This is a genomic window from Mycobacterium sp., assembly GCF_035623875.1.
Taxonomy (GTDB): domain Bacteria; phylum Actinomycetota; class Actinomycetes; order Mycobacteriales; family Mycobacteriaceae; genus Mycobacterium.
Window position 1 is genome coordinate 1 of sequence record NZ_DASPSP010000010.1, and the last position, 17,036, is coordinate 17,036.

Annotated in this window: 20 protein-coding genes; 14 read left to right on the plus strand and 6 right to left on the minus strand. The window is 64.8% G+C overall.

Translation table 11 applies throughout. From position 1 onward, the window contains the following. Positions 1 to 104: 104 nt before the first annotated feature. The 4 genes from VEI45_RS00965 to VEI45_RS00980 are packed head-to-tail and all read left to right on the plus strand — an operon-like array spanning position 105 to position 3,633. Entirely contained in the window at positions 105 to 1,193 is a 1,089-nt protein-coding gene (locus VEI45_RS00965) for an amidohydrolase family protein (RefSeq protein ID WP_324849227.1), read from the plus strand. Between the two features lie 16 nt (positions 1,194 to 1,209). Beyond that, positions 1,210 to 2,355 (plus strand): amidohydrolase family protein, encoded by a 1,146-nt coding sequence (locus VEI45_RS00970; RefSeq protein ID WP_324849228.1) that lies wholly within the window; start codon positions 1,210 to 1,212, stop codon positions 2,353 to 2,355. Beyond that, positions 2,356 to 2,748, plus strand: a complete 393-nt coding sequence (locus VEI45_RS00975) for a Rieske (2Fe-2S) protein (RefSeq protein WP_324849231.1) — start codon at positions 2,356 to 2,358, stop codon at positions 2,746 to 2,748. It abuts the gene before it with no gap. Positions 2,749 to 2,766: 18 nt separating this feature from the next. Further along, positions 2,767 to 3,633 carry an alpha/beta hydrolase gene (locus tag VEI45_RS00980; RefSeq protein WP_324849233.1) on the plus strand — a complete coding sequence of 289 codons (867 nt, stop codon included), beginning with the start codon at positions 2,767 to 2,769 and terminating at the stop codon, positions 3,631 to 3,633. Positions 3,634 to 3,647: 14 nt separating this feature from the next. Here the strand turns inward: VEI45_RS00980 and VEI45_RS00985 are convergent, their stop codons facing one another. Further along, positions 3,648 to 4,121, minus strand: coding sequence for a hypothetical protein (locus tag VEI45_RS00985; protein WP_324849235.1), 474 nt, complete (start codon positions 4,119 to 4,121; stop codon positions 3,648 to 3,650). A 27-nt stretch (positions 4,122 to 4,148) separates the two neighbouring features. Between VEI45_RS00985 and VEI45_RS00990 the strand changes: the two genes are divergently transcribed. From VEI45_RS00990 to VEI45_RS01035, 10 genes are all read left to right on the plus strand, one after another. Next, complete coding sequence (locus VEI45_RS00990) at positions 4,149 to 5,465, plus strand: NADH-ubiquinone oxidoreductase-F iron-sulfur binding region domain-containing protein (RefSeq protein WP_324849237.1); 1,317 nt, start codon at positions 4,149 to 4,151, stop codon at positions 5,463 to 5,465. Continuing rightward, positions 5,462 to 5,758 (plus strand): ferredoxin, encoded by a 297-nt coding sequence (locus VEI45_RS00995; RefSeq protein WP_324849239.1) that lies wholly within the window; start codon positions 5,462 to 5,464, stop codon positions 5,756 to 5,758. Before VEI45_RS00990 ends, VEI45_RS00995 begins: the two co-directional genes overlap by 4 nt. Beyond that, complete coding sequence (locus tag VEI45_RS01000) at positions 5,740 to 7,410, plus strand: thiolase C-terminal domain-containing protein (protein ID WP_414687371.1); 1,671 nt, start codon at positions 5,740 to 5,742, stop codon at positions 7,408 to 7,410. The genes VEI45_RS00995 and VEI45_RS01000 overlap by 19 nt, the downstream gene beginning before the upstream one ends. Beyond that, the gene (locus VEI45_RS01005; protein ID WP_324849241.1) at positions 7,407 to 8,282 is read left to right on the plus strand and encodes an alpha/beta hydrolase; all 876 of its coding nucleotides are present in this window, start codon (positions 7,407 to 7,409) and stop codon (positions 8,280 to 8,282) included. Before VEI45_RS01000 ends, VEI45_RS01005 begins: the two co-directional genes overlap by 4 nt. Beyond that, positions 8,282 to 9,100: an NAD(P)-dependent oxidoreductase gene (locus tag VEI45_RS01010; RefSeq protein ID WP_324849243.1), complete on the plus strand. Its 819-nt coding sequence runs from the start codon at positions 8,282 to 8,284 to the stop codon at positions 9,098 to 9,100. Before VEI45_RS01005 ends, VEI45_RS01010 begins: the two co-directional genes overlap by 1 nt. Next, on the plus strand, positions 9,097 to 9,894 hold the full coding sequence (locus VEI45_RS01015) for an NAD(P)-dependent oxidoreductase (protein ID WP_324849245.1): 798 nt from the start codon (positions 9,097 to 9,099) through the stop codon (positions 9,892 to 9,894). The genes VEI45_RS01010 and VEI45_RS01015 overlap by 4 nt, the downstream gene beginning before the upstream one ends. A gap of 104 nt (positions 9,895 to 9,998) precedes the next feature. Next, positions 9,999 to 11,204, plus strand: coding sequence for a cytochrome P450 (locus VEI45_RS01020; RefSeq protein WP_324849247.1), 1,206 nt, complete (start codon positions 9,999 to 10,001; stop codon positions 11,202 to 11,204). Between the two features lie 10 nt (positions 11,205 to 11,214). Continuing rightward, complete coding sequence (locus VEI45_RS01025) at positions 11,215 to 11,412, plus strand: ferredoxin (RefSeq protein WP_324849249.1); 198 nt, start codon at positions 11,215 to 11,217, stop codon at positions 11,410 to 11,412. Positions 11,413 to 11,556: 144 nt separating this feature from the next. After that, positions 11,557 to 12,990: an HNH endonuclease signature motif containing protein gene (locus VEI45_RS01030; RefSeq protein ID WP_324849251.1), complete on the plus strand. Its 1,434-nt coding sequence runs from the start codon at positions 11,557 to 11,559 to the stop codon at positions 12,988 to 12,990. 156 nt (positions 12,991 to 13,146) lie between these two features. Further along, a complete protein-coding gene (locus VEI45_RS01035; protein WP_324849253.1) occupies positions 13,147 to 13,647 on the plus strand; it encodes a nitroreductase/quinone reductase family protein in 501 nt (166 codons plus the stop codon). Between the two features lie 70 nt (positions 13,648 to 13,717). Here VEI45_RS01035 and VEI45_RS01040 read toward each other — a convergent pair whose 3' ends face one another. From VEI45_RS01040 to VEI45_RS01060, 5 genes are all read right to left on the minus strand, one after another. After that, the gene (locus VEI45_RS01040) at positions 13,718 to 14,005 is read right to left on the minus strand and encodes a DUF1330 domain-containing protein (protein WP_324849255.1); all 288 of its coding nucleotides are present in this window, start codon (positions 14,003 to 14,005) and stop codon (positions 13,718 to 13,720) included. Between the two features lie 22 nt (positions 14,006 to 14,027). Then, positions 14,028 to 14,216, minus strand: a complete 189-nt coding sequence (locus tag VEI45_RS01045) for a ferredoxin (RefSeq protein WP_324849257.1) — start codon at positions 14,214 to 14,216, stop codon at positions 14,028 to 14,030. After that, the gene (locus tag VEI45_RS01050; RefSeq protein ID WP_324849259.1) at positions 14,213 to 15,487 is read right to left on the minus strand and encodes a cytochrome P450; all 1,275 of its coding nucleotides are present in this window, start codon (positions 15,485 to 15,487) and stop codon (positions 14,213 to 14,215) included. Before VEI45_RS01050 ends, VEI45_RS01045 begins: the two co-directional genes overlap by 4 nt. A gap of 107 nt (positions 15,488 to 15,594) precedes the next feature. After that, complete coding sequence (locus VEI45_RS01055) at positions 15,595 to 16,101, minus strand: hypothetical protein (protein ID WP_324849261.1); 507 nt, start codon at positions 16,099 to 16,101, stop codon at positions 15,595 to 15,597. Then, positions 16,098 to 16,703 carry a TetR/AcrR family transcriptional regulator gene (locus VEI45_RS01060; RefSeq protein WP_324849263.1) on the minus strand — a complete coding sequence of 202 codons (606 nt, stop codon included), beginning with the start codon at positions 16,701 to 16,703 and terminating at the stop codon, positions 16,098 to 16,100. The genes VEI45_RS01055 and VEI45_RS01060 overlap by 4 nt, the downstream gene beginning before the upstream one ends. Positions 16,704 to 17,036 lie beyond the last annotated feature (333 nt).

A 17,036-nucleotide genomic window follows, 5' to 3' on the forward strand; every position in this document is an offset into this window, starting at 1 on the left:
GCTTACCGGAAACCCGTTGATGAGCGATGAATGGGAATGTTAGATTGGCTAGCGTATTGCCAGCAGGCCCGACACAGTCGTCGGCGCCGCGAAGGGTGGTTTAGGTGATCGAACACCCCGACGGAACCCGGACACCCGTCATCGACGCGAGCGTGCACATCTTCTTCGCGTCGACCCCGGAGCTTCGCGAATATCTCCGCGAGCCGTTCAAGAGCCGTGGGTTCCCCGACTACGAGATGGACTGGTACGGCGCGCCCGGCGGCGAGTACGCAAACGACACCCGAGGGCCCGATCGCGGCTACCCCGGCTCCGACCCGGATGTGGTTGGCAATTACCTGTTCTCGGAGCACGGCGTCGACGTCGCGGTCCTGCACCCGATGGGTCGCGGGATCATGCCCGACCGGCACCTGGGCTCTGCCTTGCATGCCGCACACAACGAGATGATGGTGTCACGCTGGCTGGAACACAGCGAATTCGGTGACCGCTTCCGCGGCACCATCCGGGTAAATCCCGACGACATCGCCGGCGCGGTTCGCGAGCTCGACAAGTGGCGCGGGCACCCGCGCGTCGTCCAGATCGGTGTCCCGCTGCAATCCCGCGAGGTCTACGGCAAACCGCAGTTCTGGCCGCTGTGGGAAGCCGCCGCCGCGGCCAACCTTCCAGTGGCGGTGCATATCGAGAGCGGCGAGGGCATCGGATTTCCGCCGACGCCGTCCGGGCACACCAGGACCTACGAGCAGTACGTCAGTTTCATGGCGCTGAACTACCTGTACCACCTGATGAACATGATCGCCGAGGGCGTGTTCGAGCGGTTCCCGACGCTGAAGTTCGTCTGGGCCGATGGTGCCGGAGACTTCCTGACGCCGTTCAGCTGGCGGATGGACACCTTTGGTCGGCCGCATCTGGAGCAAACCCCGTGGGCGCCCCGGATACCCAGCGACTACCTGCCCGGACACGTCTACTTCATCAACGGCGGCTTCGACGGTCCCGGGGACGCCGAGTTCGCCGGCGAGTGGTTCGGATTCACCGGAAAAGACGACATGGTGATGTTCGGCTCCAGCTACCCGCACTGGCAGATGAACAAGCTGGCGGTGCCGGCCGCCTACACCGCCGAACAGCGCGACAAGTTCTGCTGGCGCAACGCTGCCGAGCTTTACGGCATAGACATTCAGGCCAGCCTGGCTGCACAGTAGATACAAGGAGGCCACGATGACGCTGATACACACTCAAGAGCGGGTTCCCGCCGCTGAGCGCATCGCTGTCCGGTGCGTCGATTCCGACGTTCACCCGGTGCCCAAGCGCGGCGAGCTCACCCAGTACATCCCGGAGCCCTGGCGCAGCAAGTTCTTCCTCGACCACAAGGTCGGCGAGCTGATCTACTACGACGCTCCGGATTACGCGCATTCCTACGCGATGCGCGTCGACACCTTCCCCCCGGACGGCGAATTCCCCGGCAGCGACCCGGACATGGCGTTTCGGCAGCTGATCATGGAGGCCGGCTCAGACATCGCGATCCTGGAGCCCGGCGCCCGAACCCCACGGCTGCCCGACGCTCACCAGGCGTTCTCTTGTGCGCTCAACGACTGGCAGGACAAGCACTGGCTGGACAGCCACAACAACTGGCACCAGCGTTGGCGTGGTTCGATCTGCGTGGCGATCGAGGATCCGGTCGGGGCGGCCGCCGAAATCGAGCGGTGGGCGGGTCACCCTTACATGGCGCAGATCCTGCTCAAGGCCGAGCCGCGACCCTCCTGGGGGCACCCGATGTACGACCCCGTCTGGACGGTCGCCACCAAGCACGACATCACGGTGAGCTGTCACCTGTCCCGTAGCAACTACGAGATGTTGCCGATGCCGCCGGTCGGATTCCCCAGCTACAACCACGATTTCATGGTGACCTACTCGCTGCTGGCCGCCAACCAGGTGATGAGCCTGGTGTTCGACGGGGTCTTCGACAGGTTCCCGACGCTGCGGATCGTGTTCGTCGAGCACGCCTTCACCTGGATCCTGCCGCTGATGTGGCGAATGGACGCGATCTACGAAAAGCGCAAGTCGCGGATGGAGATCAAGCGCAAGCCGTCCGAGTACGTCAAAGACCACATCAAATTCACCACCCAACCGCTGGACTACCCCGAGGACAAGACGGAACTGACCCGCGCGCTGGAGTGGATGGAGTGCGACAAGATCCTGTTGTTCTCGTCGGACTACCCGCACTGGACCTTCGATGATCCACGCTGGCTGGTCAAACACCTCCCCAAAGCGGCCCGCGAGGCGGTGATGTTCAAAAACGGCATCGCGACCTATCACCTACCGGAAACGGTCCCGGTGCTCGAAGGCCAAGTGCGGGTGTTCTGAGTGCCGCAAGAGCCCAAGCGGCCCCGGCTGGCGCAGGGCCGCGAGCATGTCGTTGCGACTGTGGACGAAATCCCGCCCGGAACCCACAAACTGGTGCCCATCGGCCGGCACGGTGTCGGCGTCTTCAACGTCGACGGCACCTTCTACGCCATCGCTAACTACTGCCCACACCAGGGCGGACCGCTGTGCTCCGGCCGGGCTCGTGGCCGGACCATCGTGGACGAGAGCGCCCCGGGCGACGCCGTCATGGTTCGCGACCTGGAGTTTCTCTACTGCCCCTGGCACCAATGGGGTTTCGAGCTCGCGACCGGGACGACCGCGGTCAAGCCGGAGTGGAGCATCCGCACCTACCCGGTCCGGGTCGTCGGCAGCGACGTCCTGGTGATGGCCTGACGCTGGAGGAGAGAGCCCGTGGCTTCCGTCGAAATCAACGGTGGGAACGTCGTCTACGAAATCCTGGGCAAATCAGGCGATCTCATCGTTCTGACGCCGGGCGGCCGGTTCAGCAAGGAGATCCCCGGACTGCGGCCGCTGGCTGAGGCGTTGGTCGACGGCGGGTATCGGGTGCTGTTGTGGGACCGCCCGAATTGCGGTAAGTCCGACGTTCAGTTCTACGGGCAAAGCGAATCTCACATGCGCGCAGGAACGTTGCACGCGCTGGTGAGCAAGCTCGGCTTCGGGCCGTGCATCATCGCCGGGGGCTCGGGTGGCGCAAGGGATTCCATGCTGACCACGATTCTTTATCCCGAGCTGGTCACCAAACTCGTGGTATGGAACATCGTCGGTGGTATCTACGGGACTTTCGTATTGGGCTCGTACTACATAGTTCCCAGCATTCTGGCTGCCCGCGGCACGGGCGTCGAGGGTCTGTTGACGGTGCCCGAGTGGCGTGAGCGTATCGAGGAGAACCCGGCCAACAAGCAACGCTTCCTCGACCTTGACAAGGATGAGTTCCTCAAAGTGATGCTCCGTTGGCTCAACGCTTTCGTGTCGAAACCCGGACAGACCATTCCCGGCGTCGAGGATGAAATGTTCGACCGAATCAAGGTTCCCACGTTGATCATTCGCGGAGGCGAGAACGACTGGGATCATCCCAAGCGGACGTCGCTGGAAGTCAGCTGCTTGATCAAGGGATCGAAGCTGATCGATCCGCCCTGGCCCGAGGATGCCTGGGAGCGTGCGTCTGAAGAGCGTGCGGCCGGCAAGGTCAAGCACTTCAACATGTTCGACACCTGGGTACAGGCGGCGCCTCCGATCCTGGAGTTCCTCGCCCGATGACTCCGCACGTGCTGTCACTCGGTGAGGATGTGGACCTCGCAGTTCAGCGACGCCTCCAGAGCCGTGTGGATCCTGCTTTCCGGAATGCGGTCCAGATCCACCTGCCGCAGCGTCACGTAGACGACGTCATAGCCGTCGTCGCCGGGCGATCGTCTGATTTTTCCAGTCAGCCCGAATCCGGCCAGCACGCCGTGCGCGTCGTCGTCGGTTCCCCTGCTCACATAGGTGACCACCCCGGCAACCGGTGTTGTGCCGAAAGCTTTGGCGCACAAGCCCAGTGCGGTCTGCTTGACCGCTTCGACAACGCTGCCGCTGATAAGCAACTCGAGTTCGCGCCGGGCAGCCGGCATCGCCGCAAGCGCGGTTTGCACCACTTGGACGCCGGCTTGGTCGGCGAGACCGAGGAGCGTGCGCATGCCCTGGTCTAGCTGTGCCGGTGTGAGCAGGCCGGACGGGTCGACATTGACTCGTACCACCGCCGTCCGCATGTGCGCAACTGTAGCGATGGAGAGCTGATGGAGACCACTGCCGCATCGACCATCACGATCGCCGCCTGGCCCGGCTGCGCGCCACGCCTGCTGCGTGATCAGCCCGGCCTTCAGACGGTTCGTGAGGACTACGCCGCGTACCGTGACCAGGGTGGCTATCGCCCACTCGCGGCCGCCGACGAACTACTCGACGAAGTGGAACGCAGCGGATTGCTCGGCCGCGGCGGCGCGGGCTTTCCGTTAGCGGTGAAGCTGCGCACGGTGCGCAACAACGGAATACGCGGCAATGTCGGCACGGTTGTCGTCGCAAACGGCGAAGAGGGAGAACCGGCTTCGATCAAGGATCGATGGTTGCTGCGCAACCGGCCGCACCTGGTTCTCGATGGGCTGCGGTTGGCGGCGACGATTGTGGCGGCCGGCCACACGCACGTCTACGTCTCCGACCTCCAGGCGGCTCGCAGCGTGGAAGCCGCGCTCAGTGAAATGGGCACCGACCCGCTCGGCGGCATCAGTGTGGCCGTGCGGGTGGTGGATCCCGGATACATCGCCGGAGAGGAGACGGCCGCGGTCCGCGCGCTCAACGGTGGCCCGGTCAAACCAACGGACAAACCGCCCCGTCCGTTCGAGGTGGGCGTCGGCGGGCGGCCCACCCTGGTGAGCAACGTCGAGACGCTGGCCAACCTGCCGTACATCCAGCAACACGGTTCGGCGGCGTTCCACGACCAAGGCACACCCCAGTCGTCGGGCACTCTCTTGGTGACCATCACCGGCGCTGACCGACCGCCCGGCCTCTACGAGGTCCCGCACGGCTTGCCGATCACCGAATTGCTTGCCCTGCATGGTGTTTCCGCCGACCGTGTGCAGGGCGCGTTGATGGGCGGCTACTTCGCCGGCCTGCTCAACCGCGAGGTGCTCGATGCCACCGTCGATCACGAGACGTTTCGCGGCCTCGGCAGCGGGCTGGGATGCGGTGCGATTTCGTTGATTACCGACGACTGCCCGGTGGCGGTGGCCGCGTCGGTGCTGGCCTACTTCGATCGCGAGAACGCTGGGCAGTGCGGCTCGTGTTTCAACGGGACTGCGGCGATGGCCGCCGTTGCCGGGGCGTTGCGTGACGGTGTCGCCACAGACGAGGATCTGGCTCGGTTGCGCCGCTGGTCGGTGGTGCTGCGCGGCCGCGGCGCTTGCGCGACACTGGACGCCGCCACCAATATCGCGGCCAGTCTGCTCGACCAGTTCCCGGACCAGGTACAGCATCATCTCGACAATGCTTGCCAGACATGCCAACTCGGCACCTTTCAGGCTGACCGTCCCTACCAGGTGGAGGCGGTGACGCCGGCATGAAAATCCGTCTCGACCGCACCGTGTGCGACGGCTTCGGCATCTGCGCCAAGCTTGCGCCCGGCTACTTCTCCCTCGACGATTGGGGATATGCATCCCTAATCGGGGACGGCGCCGTCGCCGAACAGGACCGCGACGCGGTCATGAACGCGCTGATGGACTGCCCGGTGCACGCCATCATGGAGCTGGATGAACGCAGACCGGACGACGTTCTGCCGCCGTCAAGCGGCGACGAGGATCCTGCCGCGCACCTCAAGATCGAGGCCAATGAAGCGGAGTGGGGTTTCACGCGTTGACGCAGAACACCGGACGTCCGCTGCCCCTGGTCACCGACGAGAACGAATTCTTTTGGAGCTCAGGCGCCGACGGCACGCTGCGGCTGCAGGGATGCGCCGACTGTTCCGCGCTCATCCATCCGCCGGCACCGATCTGCCGGTACTGCCGCTCGCACCATCTGGAGGTGCGGCCGGTGTCGGGTCGCGCGACCTTGGCCGGGTTCACCGTCAATCACCGGTTCAGCCTGCCCGGGTTACCCGCGCCGTACGTCGTCGCCCAGGTCGCGATCGCTGAGGATCCGCGGGTCCGGTTGACCACCAACATCATCGAGTGCGACCCCGAGCAACTTCAGCTCGGCCAGCAAGTCGAGGTTGTCTTCGAGCAGATCGAGGACGTGTGGCTGCCGTTGTTTCGTCCTATTGAAGACACCCAGCCCGCTGCGCTGCCAATCGACGAAATCGCCCCGGAGCGCTTCGGTGAGTACGTCCGCCCGATGCTCACGCCGGAGAAGTTCGAAGACAAGGTGGCGCTGACCGGGATCGGCATGTCGGAGATCGGGCGCAGGTTGATGGTGCCGCCGCTGTCGCTGACGGTGGCCGCATGCGAGGCGGCGATCGCCGATGCCGGCTTGACACTCGACGACATCGACGGCTTGTCGACCTACCCCGGCGGGGGCAACCTCGGCGGGTTCGGCGAGGGCGGAGTCACCGCGCTGGAGGCCGCGCTGGGCATCCGGCCGACGTGGCACAACGGTGGGATCGAAACATTCGGCCCGGGTGGATCGGTGATCGCGGCAATGCTGGCCATCGCCGGCGGGCTGGCCCGGCACGTGCTGTGTTTCCGGACGCTGTGGGAAGCCACCTTCAACGAGCTGATGAAGCAGGGCAAGATCGTTCCGTCGACGGGCCGCAGTGCCGGCTGGCTGATGCCGTTCGGCGCCACCTCGGCGGCTCATACGTTGGCGCAGAACGCGCAACGCCACTTCCACCGCTACGGGACGACGAAAGAGACGCTGGGCTGGATTGCGTTGAACCAGCGCGCCAACGCCGAACTCAACCCGTCGGCGGTTTACCGGTCTCCGATGACGATGGACGACTATCTGAACGCACGCCCCATCACCACCCCGTTCGGGCTTTACGACTGTGATGTCCCGTGCGACGGAGCGATCGCCGTCATCGTCTCGGCCGTCGACGCCGCCCGCGACATGGCCAAGCCGCCGGTGTTGGTGGAGGCGGTCGGCACCCAGATCATCGAGCGAATCGACTGGGACCAAAGCACATTGACCCACGAGCCGCAGGTGCTCGGCCAATCCGCGCACCTGTGGTCGCGCACCTCGCTGCGGCCGGAGGATGTCGATGTCGCCGAGCTCTACGACGGGTTCACCATGAACTGCCTGTCCTGGATCGAAGCGCTGGGGTTCTGCCGAATCGGCGAAGCCAAAGAATTCCTGGACGGCGGTAAGAACATCGCCCGCGACGGCCAGCTGCCGCTCAACACGCACGGCGGTCAGCTGTCGCACGGCCGAACCCATGGCATGGGTCTGCTGCATGAAGCCGTCAGCCAGCTGCGCGGTGAAGCCGGTCCGCGGCAGGTCGCCGATGCTCGCGTCGGCGTGGTCAGCAGCGGCGGCCTGACGCCCAGCGGCGTGCTGCTGCTGCGGGCCGAGACATGACCGTGCAGCCCAGGGTGGTGATCGCCGACGGCGTGCCGATGTCCGCGCTGGTCGCCGAAGCCCGGAACCCGCGCGCGGTGATCGTGGCGATCCACGGCGGAGGCACCACCGCGCTGTATTTCGACTGTCCTGGTCACCCCGAGTCGTCATTTCTGAGAGCCGGTGTTGCGCAAGGATTTACCGTAGTTGCCCTCGACCGGCCCGGTTACGGCAGCTCCGCTCCCTACCCGGAGGCGATGTCGCACCCTGAGCAGCGCGTGCAACTTGCTTATTCGGCGGTCGGTCGCATTCTCGGTGAGAAGCCGCGCGGCGCCGGTGTGTTCTTGCTGGGCCATTCCGGCGGATGCGAACTGACGATGCGGATGGCAGCCGACGAACGCGGTAGTGATCTGCTGGGTATCGAATTGGCGGGCACCGGCCGCCATTACCACCCGGCGGCCCGCGACGTCCTGAAGGCGGCTACCCGGGACCACCGCCCGGCCGGACTTCGTGAGCTACTCTGGCACCCAACGGATCTCTATCCGCCCGAGGTGCTCAGCGGGGCAACGGTCTATCCCGGAGCTCCGGCCTACGAGGACCAGATGGTGTCCAACTGGGCCCGCCAGGACTTTGCGGCACTTGCCCCCGCCGTGCGCGTCCCGGTGCAGTTCAGCGTCGCGGAGCACGAGAGAGTTTGGCAGAACGATGCTTCGGCGATGGCTGAGATCGCGGAGCTGTTCTCCAGCGCGCCACGGTTCGTCGTCCATCAGCAGTCCGGGGCCGGACACAACATCAGCCTCGGACACACCGCATCGGCCTACCACTCGACGGTTCTGGCGTTCGCCGAAGAATGCGTCGTCGCGCGTACAAGTCCGGATTTGGAGGCCGGTTGATGCACGTCGGATTCATTGGCTTGGGCAGTCAGGGCGGCCCGATGGCGAGGCGGATCGTCGAAGCAGGCTTCCCGACGACGTTGTGGGCCCGCCGACCGGAGTCACTCGGACCGTTCGCCGAAACCGGGGCCAAGGTAGCCGGGTCAGCGGCGGAACTCGCGGCCAGTAGCGATCTCGTCTGCCTCTGCGTGGTCGGAGATGCCGACGTCGAGGAGATCACCGGTGGCGAGAACGGAGTGCTGGCCGGCCTCAAGCCGGGCGGCGTGATAGCCATCCACAGCACCGTCCACCCCAGGACATGCCATGAGCTCGCGAAGAGGGCTGGTGCGCAAGGTGTCTCGGTTATCGACGCGCCGGTCAGCGGTGGCGCTCCGGCGGTGGCGGAGCATCGTCTACTGGTGATGGTCGGGGGTGACGCCGACGTGGTCGAGCGCTGCCGCCCGGTGTTCGAGACCTACGCCAACCCGATCGTGCATCTGGGCGATCTAGGCTCCGGACAAACCACCAAGCTGTTGAACAACCTGCTGTTCACCGCCAACCTGGGAACGGCAGCCACCGCGTTGGCGCTTGGCGAGGCGCTCGGCGTCCTGCCGGACCGGCTCACCGATGTCATCTCGCGTGGCAGCGGGAACAGCTTCGCGCTCAACGCTCTTGGCGGTGATACCGGCGGTTTGGACCGGCTTGCCGGGCTTGCCGGAACACTGCTGCAGAAGGACGTCCGCTTGGTCGCCGACCTCGCCGATGCCGCCGCCATCCCCGGTGGGGCGGTGCTCGACGCGGCCGACGCAACCCTGACTTTGATGAAGCACCCACGGTGAGAATCGGATTCATCGGCGCGGGACGGATGGGACGTCCCATGGTAGTCCGCCTCGTCGACGCCGGCCACGACGTCGCGGTGCTGGGCCGTTCCGCCGAGAAACGTTCTGCAATAGCCCAGTTAGGCGCCACCGCGGCCGCCGACATCGCGGACGTGACCGCCGGCGCCGACGTCGTGGTGATCTGCGTGTTCACCGACGAACAGGTGCGGCAGATCTGCTTGGAGAACGGCCTGCTGGCGACGATGTCGCCGGGCTCTGCGCTGGTGGTGCACACCACGGGAAGTCCCCGCACGGTGGAGGCCATCGCCGTGCGCGGGGCACCGCATGACGTCGACGTCATTGATGCGCCGGTCAGCGGAGGCCCGCACAACGCCGCGGCCGGTGCCCTGACGCTGTTCGTCGGTGGCGCCGACGAAGCGGTGGCGCGAGTCCGCCCGGTGTTGGGCTGCTACGGCGATCCGGTCTTGCACGTCGGCCCGCTGGGAGCGGGGCAAAAAGTGAAGCTGGTCAACAACACGCTGTTTGCCGCGCACATCGGATTGCTCTCCGGCGCCGTCAAGCTGGGCGCGCGGCTCGGCGTGCCCGAATCCACGCTGCTCACCGCGCTTCGGCACGGCAGCGCGGCGAGTCGCGTGTTGGACATCGTCGCGGCGGGCGGATCCGTGGCGTCCTTCGTCGACACGGCTGGCGAATTCGTCGGCAAAGACATTGCGGTGGTCAGGAGTATCGCCGCCGAACTGGGCAGCGACCTTGGCGTGCTCGACGACGTCGTCGGCGCGGCCATAAGGGTATGAGATGAGGTCTTTTCGGTCCGCGACGAACCGTCTACCGTTAGCGTTACAGTCGAGCATTCCGTCGTAAAGGTCTAAGCCGCTCACTGGGCGGTGAGGAGGGTGCAGTGACCAAGCCAAAGGTCGTCTTTGATCCGTTCTCTGAAGAGTATTTCACCAACCCGTTCGAGATCTATCGACGCATGCGTGAGGATGCACCGCTCTACTACGACGAGAAAGAGGACTTCTACGCGCTGACCCGACACGAGGACGTGGCCGCCGCGCTCAAGGACCATGAGACCTTTTCCTCAAGCCGTGGCTGCGACCTGGCGATGGTGCGCAGAGGCATCACTCCCGAGCAGAGGTCGATCATTTTCATGGACCCGCCGGAGCACCGCCACATGCGCAGCCTGCTCAACAAGGCCTTCACGCCGCGAGCCATTCAATCGCAGCACGACACGGTCGTCGAGGTCGTCGACAAATACCTGAGCGCGGCCGATCCCAACCAGTTCGATGTCGTGCAGGACTTCTCCGGGCCGTTCCCCGTCGAAGTCATCACCACGATGGCCGGAGTGCCGGAGGAGTACCGCCAGCAGGTGCGGCACTGGATCGACACCAGCCTGCACCGGGAACCGGGGCAAATCGAACTCAGCGAAGCTGGCATGCAGGCCAACATCGACACCGCGATGTACTACTACGGCTTGGTGCAGGAGCGGCGGGCCGACCCGCAGGATGACATGATCAGCCGGTTGATCGCTGCCGAGATCCCCACCGACGACGGCAAATTGCGCCGCCTCGACGACATCGAGATCTGCAGTTTCGCGACGTTGCTCGGCGGCGCCGGTGCGGAGACCGTCACCAAGTTGATCGGCAGCGCGGCGGTGCTCTTCGCCCGCAACCCAGACCAGTGGGAGAAGCTACTCGACGATCGCAGCAAGATACCGGGCGCCGTCGAAGAATTGTTGCGCTACGAGGGACCGGTCCAGTACAACGTCCGCTACACCATGAAAGAGGCACACGTCAGCGGTGGCACGATTCCCGCCGGCAAGCCGGTGTTCTTGATGAAGGCCGCGGCGAACCGAGACCCCGATGCCTTCACCGACGCCGACACATTCGACATCGAGCGCGATCAGACCGAGGCGCAGCACCTCGGTCTCGGATACGGGATTCACAGTTGCCTGGGCGCGGCGCTGGCCCGGATGGAGAGCAGGATCGCATTGGAGAAGCTGCTCGACTTCATGCCCCGCTACGAGGTGAATTGGGAGGGCTGCAAACGAGTCACCATGCAGAATGTCGCGGGCTGGCTAAACGTACCGGTGAAGGTGTTGCGATGAGGTGGATTGAGTGACGAAGAAGATCGAAGTCGACTGGGATCTGTGCGAAAGCAACGGGGTATGTATGGGCATCATCCCGGAGGTGTTCCGGCTCGAGGATGACGACACGCTGACCGTGCTGCAGGAGGACGTCACGCCGGAGAACGAAGAGCGAGTGCGCGACGCCGTCCGGCAATGCCCGCGGCAGGCGATTTCAATCGTCGAATAACGGTTTTGTCGGGTCTATTGACCCGCAACTGACGTTCGAGATCGGCGATGCGCTTCTCAGGGTCGTCTTGGTCCATTCGAATGATGGTCTCCCCCAAACTACGGCTGCGGGAATTGTCGGACCCCCGGTGGCATAGTCGAATATATGTTCGAAGATCGGTCGTCGCCCGCGGCGTTGCTACACCAGCTTAGGGCGGCATCGCGAGCGGAGAATCAGGCGGCTGGGCAGCGGTTAGCTGTGATCGGAGAGCTAGATTCGTTGCGCCTGCGTCAGCTTGGTGAGCGTGAAACATGGTGCACCGACACACAGGAGGCGGTGACTACCGAGGTAGCCGCAGCGCTGTGCATCACTCAGGCGCGAGCAGCGAGCTATCTGTACTACTCGCGGGCGATGCGTACCCGGCTGCCGCGCGTGGGGGCGTTGCTGCTGGCCGGGGATATCGACTACCGGATGTTCCAAACACTCGTCTATCGGACAGATTTGATCACCGACGTTGAGGTTATGGCCGCCGTCGATGCCCAATTGGCATTGCGGGCGTCGCGGTGGCCGTCGATGACCCGCGGCGGGTTGGCAGCCCAGGTGGATCAGATCGTGGCCCGTGTCGATCGCGATGCAGTGCGGCGCCGACGTGAGCAGCAGGCCGATCGGGAAATCGCTATTTGGGACACCGGCGACGGCTTGACGGAGGTGTTTGGCAGGCTGTTGACGCCCGATGCTCACGCGGTCGATGCCCGCTTGGATGCGTTGGCGGCCACGGTGTGTGCCGAGGATCCGCGCACCCGTAAGCAGCGCCGCGCCGACGCGTTAGGCGCGCTAGCGGCTGGAGCCGACCGGCTGGCCTGCCGCTGCGGACTTTCACACTGCCCGGCGGCAGCGGAGCCGGTGCCGGCTGCGGTGGTCATTCACGTTGTCGCTGAGGCGGCTACGGTCAAGGGCACCGGACAGACGCCCGGTTCGCTGATCGGCACCGACGGACTAATCCCGGCCGAGGTGGTGGCTCAACTGGCCCGATCAGCAACGCCGCGTCCGCTGACGCATCCCTCCGACGCCCAGCCGGAGGCCGGCTATCGGGCGTCCGAAGCCTTGGCTGACTTCGTTCGCTGCCGGGATTTGACCTGCCGGTTCCCCGGCTGCGATCGGCCCGCGCTGCGCTGCGACATCGACCACACCATCGCCTTCGCCGACGGTGGCCGTACGCACGCGTCGAACCTCAAATGCCTTTGCCGCCTTCATCATTTGATCAAGACATTCTGGGGCTGGTCTGACACACAGCTGCCGGACGGCAGCCTGATCTGGACATCGCCGTCCGGAGCCAGCTACATCACCACTCCGGGCAGTGCCCTGCTGTTCCCCTCCCTGTGCGCGCCCACCGGCTCGCTGTCCCCGCCCGACGCGCAGCCCATCCGGCAGGGCTGTGAAGGCCGCGCTGCGATGATGCCCACGCGCCGACGTACCCGCGCGCAAAACCGTGCGGCACGCATCACCGCCGAGCGCCGGCACAATCAGCGCTTTCAACTGCGGGAACAGCACCTCGAACGACTACGGATAATCGCCAATGACGAGCCGCCGCCCTTTTAGTGAAATTGTTGCGGCTCAGCCGAACCCGAGCAACCAAGCTTGGCATGCATCTGACCGTCGACCCCGCTGCTCGCCACGGCGTCACGGTTGGGATAGCTGCGGCAGGCGCGTCTAGATAGCGACACACAGGACGGTGGCGAGGGTATCTTCCCCTTCATGCCGCTCCACTACGTCGACCCGCATAAGAAGCACACTCGCTGGTATTCAGCCTTCGAAAGCTTCATTCGTTCGCGATCGGGAGAATTGTCTGCCCGTCACATTTTTTCTCACATCGACCCGTGGTTGTATCGCGCAACTGGCGGCCGCTATCCAGCGTTACTAGGTGTGCTGTCTACCGCGCCGCTGATGACGACTGGCGCAAAGTCGGGCCAGCCGCGAGAACATCAGGTCAACTACTTCCACGATGGCGCCGACGCGATCGTGATTGCATCAAATTACGGCGGACCGAAGCACCCGCAGTGGTACTACAACCTCAAAGCGCACCCTGCATGCGATCTAGGCGACGAGAAATTTCTGGCAACCGAGGTCACCGACGCAGACGAGCACGCACACCTCTATGAACTTGCGGAGCAGGTCTACGCCGGTTGGGGCGACTACCGCCGGAAAACAGAATCCATCGGCCGCCATATCCCCATCTTTCGGCTCACGCCACGCTAGCGGCATCGACTGCGACGCGTCGTGCGCCGACGGCAGTATGACCGCTGCCCTTTAGTAAAGCCGTTGTGGCTCAGCCGAATCCGGAGATGATCACCACGTTGCAGTCGGCGGCGGCTTGGCGCAGTTTGGCTGCCTTCTGGTAGGCCTCGGACTCGTACCAGGCGCGGGCCGCGTCCACCGACTCGAATTCCAGCACAACGGTCTGGTCGCCATGCCAAGCGCCTTCGATGACCTTCGGTGCGGTATCCACCGCCAGAATGTTGATCCCGCTCATCGCGGCTCCGGCAGCCCGACCGTAAGCCTTCATACCTTCCGGGTCGTTGATGGCCTCGGTGAGGATGACGTATCCCTTTGGCATAGTGGAGTGAATCTCCTTCTGGTCAGCGTTCGGCGATGGCCTGTTCGGGGCAACAATCGATGGCCTCTCGGGTAGCCGCCTCGAATTCCGTTGGGACGTCAGATGCTATCGCCTCGGCGTAGCCATCGTCGGTCAGGTTGAACACGTCCGGGCAGAGCGTGACGCACACGCCGTGACCACGACAGCGCTGGTCGTCGACCCAGACTTTCATGCTGGCGTGAATTCCAGGTGCAGCTCGGTTAGGCCGCGCAGGATGTAGGTCGGAACGTATTGGTAGCGACGGTCATTCGCCGGCCCGTGAGCGTGCTCGTTGATCCGGATGTCGGCTGTGCGGTCCAGCAGCCGCTCGATGGCCACCCGCGTTTCGGTGCGCGCCAGTGGCGCGCCGGGGCAACTGTGGATGCCTCGCCCGAATGAAATGTGCTGGCGGGCGTTTTTCCGTGCCGGATCAAACGTGGCGGGTTCTTCGAACCGCCGCGGATCGCGGTTGGCGGCGGCCTGCACAACCATCACCGTTGTGCCTGCGGGCAGGTCGACCCCACCCACGTTGACCGGCACCCGGTTCATCCGGAAGTCGCCCTTGACCGGGCTCTCGATGCGAAGCGACTCTTCGATGAAGTTGGGGATCAGGCTGCGGTCCTTGCGCAACTGCGCCTGCATGTCCGGCCGCTCCCCGATGGTCTGTAACGCCGCACCCAGCAGCCGCACGGTGGTCTCCTGGCCTGCCGAGAAGACGTTGCTGGCGACCCGGGCAACGTCTTCGACCTCCGGTATCGAGCCGTCGGGGTAGGCGGCGGTCGCGAGGCCGGTCAGCACGTCGTCGCGGGGCTCACGGCGGCGGTCCCGGACATAGTCGGAGAAAAGACCGTAGAGGAATTCCAGCGGACTGTGCGCCAGTGCTTCCTTGCCGGTGCCCCCGATGCCGCCACCCGAGTGCTGGCGGATGCCTTTGATGAACTTGTCGCGATCTTCCATGGGCACGCCCAGCAGGTCGGCGATGACCAGCAGGGTGAACGGTCCGGCGAAGCCCTTGATGAATTCGCCGTGCCCTGGCGCCAAAAAGGTGTCGAGTGCCTGGTCGGCGAGCACCCACATGGCGTCCTCGTTCTCCTTGAGGCGCTTCGGGGTGATCAGCCGCATCAGCAGGGAGCGGTGGTTGGTGTGGGTCGGCGGATCAAGCGTGGGCAGCTGGTCGCTGAACGGCAGCTTGTCGCGATGTTGCTCGATCAGCTCGGTGACGTCGTCGCCCTCGATCGGCACCGGAAAGCCGGGAAACGGGCCGGTCACCGAGATGCACGAGGACCACGTCTCGGCGTCGTTGAGCACGGCGCAGGCCTCGTCCCAGCCGGTCACCATGGTGACCCCGTGGTGGTTTTCCCGGGTGACCGGGCACTGCTGCCGCAGCGCCTCGTAGTAGGGGTACGGGTCCTCGACGAGTCGCTGGTCACGGAAGAAATCCATCTCGGTGAAGTCGTTCACCATCTCCTGCTCCGTTCGGCAATCTCGACTAGCGAGAACGTCCCTCTCAGCTATGAGTATCAGATTTCCACAGAGCATGCCGCGACGTCAACGCAGCGCGGGGTCGCGGCTCAGCTGGCCGGAATGAGGTCGGCCTCGACCGACGGGAAGGCCATCACCCGGCTGCGGAACGTCTCGACCAGCCCGATCGAATCCCGCGGCATCGCAGCGGCCGCCAGGGCCTGCGCTTTGAACGCCTGGGCCGCGGCGCTCAGCCGGTGCTGGACCAAGCCGACGCTGTCGTCCAGCTCGGCGGGCCACGTCTCGCCCCACAAGGTGACTTCGGTGGCGCCCTGGTCGAGCGCCTGTACGACGCCCTGCCGCACGCGAGAATCGCAGCCGAAAAGGTCCGCCGCAGCCGCCAGGGTCTGCGGAGGCGGCCGGTGCCCTGCTGTCGCCAGTGCATATTCCAGATCGACGATCTGAGCGCCGAGGATCTGCAGCGGTCGTTCGTCAGGATGGTCGGCGACCAGCACGGTGACATCCCATCCGGCCATCGCCCGGTCGAACAGCCAACCACCGGCGAACTTCACCACATCGGCAACGTCCGCGGCGACCACATCGAGCCGGTATCTCATGCCGAGCTCGGCGGTGCCATGTCCCGAGCCAACGACTCCGAGTACTCCTTGAAGACCTCGGTCAGCGGTATCGAAGGATTGAGCAACCATGTGGTCTCCATTCCGGTGATGAAGGCAAGGATCTGCACCGCCTTGACCGTGACATCTATATCCATGCGATACCGGCCGGCCTGCTGACCTCGCCGGATGAGCTCGGTGACGATGTCGACTGCACCCTGGTATCTGTCGACGATGCGGTCGTGCAGCGGAGCGTCGGGATCGATGTTCTCCGCCAACAGCACGGTGAACGTTCCCACCAGCTCAGGTGACCGATAAAACCGATCGGCGACCGCGGCGATTTCCGAGATCAGATCGCCGGCCCGATCCGCGTGCGCCTCGTCATCGGCGTCGCGGACGTCGAGCACCGCGTGCAAAAGCTGTTCCTTGGATTCGAAGTGATGCAGCAGGCCGGCGGGGCTGACGCCGGCCTCGCCGGCGATCTGGGCCAGCGTCGTATTGCGCCACCCGTTGCGGGTCAACAGCCGCTGCGCAACGGCCAGGATCCGCTGCTTGCGGTCCTCGCCCTTGGCCAGCAGCGTGTCGTACGGCCGTGTGTCAGGCACCGGACCCCTTCGTCCAACCAACCTAGTGAAGACACAGTAGGTTGGTTTGAGCCGATGTGACAAGGGTCTCGGGCAACCGTTTTTTCGACCGCCGTCACTGTCCGAGCGATTTGGCGATGCAACACCCGTCTAAGCGGCGCGGGACTTTCGATCCCGCGAACCACGAGGGCGATGAGTTTGCACTCCCTTTGCGGTAGCTACCGTTACCGGTCCCCGGCAATGGCATCACCGTTAGCCTTAATCAGCTGCGGCACAACGGAAACGCCCCCGGCCGCCCCTGGAAAGACCGGCACAATAACGACCGCGACGGCAGACATCCTCGCCCGCCCCCCG

What these genes read in the sequence shown, in the direction of transcription:
- VEI45_RS00970 (WP_324849228.1), top strand. Translation starts at nt 1,210, where the DNA reads ATGACGCTGATACACACTCAAGAGCGGGTTCCCGCCGCTGAGCGCATC.
- VEI45_RS00985 (WP_324849235.1), bottom strand. Translation starts at nt 4,121, where the DNA reads ATGCGGACGGCGGTGGTACGAGTCAATGTCGACCCGTCCGGCCTGCTC.
- VEI45_RS00990 (WP_324849237.1), top strand. Translation starts at nt 4,149, where the DNA reads ATGGAGACCACTGCCGCATCGACCATCACGATCGCCGCCTGGCCCGGC.
- VEI45_RS00995 (WP_324849239.1), top strand. Translation starts at nt 5,462, where the DNA reads ATGAAAATCCGTCTCGACCGCACCGTGTGCGACGGCTTCGGCATCTGC.
- VEI45_RS01005 (WP_324849241.1), top strand. Translation starts at nt 7,407, where the DNA reads ATGACCGTGCAGCCCAGGGTGGTGATCGCCGACGGCGTGCCGATGTCC.
- VEI45_RS01010 (WP_324849243.1), top strand. Translation starts at nt 8,282, where the DNA reads ATGCACGTCGGATTCATTGGCTTGGGCAGTCAGGGCGGCCCGATGGCG.
- VEI45_RS01030 (WP_324849251.1), top strand. Translation starts at nt 11,557, where the DNA reads ATGTTCGAAGATCGGTCGTCGCCCGCGGCGTTGCTACACCAGCTTAGG.
- VEI45_RS01035 (WP_324849253.1), top strand. Translation starts at nt 13,147, where the DNA reads ATGCCGCTCCACTACGTCGACCCGCATAAGAAGCACACTCGCTGGTAT.
- VEI45_RS01040 (WP_324849255.1), bottom strand. Translation starts at nt 14,005, where the DNA reads ATGCCAAAGGGATACGTCATCCTCACCGAGGCCATCAACGACCCGGAA.
- VEI45_RS01045 (WP_324849257.1), bottom strand. Translation starts at nt 14,216, where the DNA reads ATGAAAGTCTGGGTCGACGACCAGCGCTGTCGTGGTCACGGCGTGTGC.
- VEI45_RS01050 (WP_324849259.1), bottom strand. Translation starts at nt 15,487, where the DNA reads ATGGTGAACGACTTCACCGAGATGGATTTCTTCCGTGACCAGCGACTC.
- VEI45_RS01055 (WP_324849261.1), bottom strand. Translation starts at nt 16,101, where the DNA reads ATGAGATACCGGCTCGATGTGGTCGCCGCGGACGTTGCCGATGTGGTG.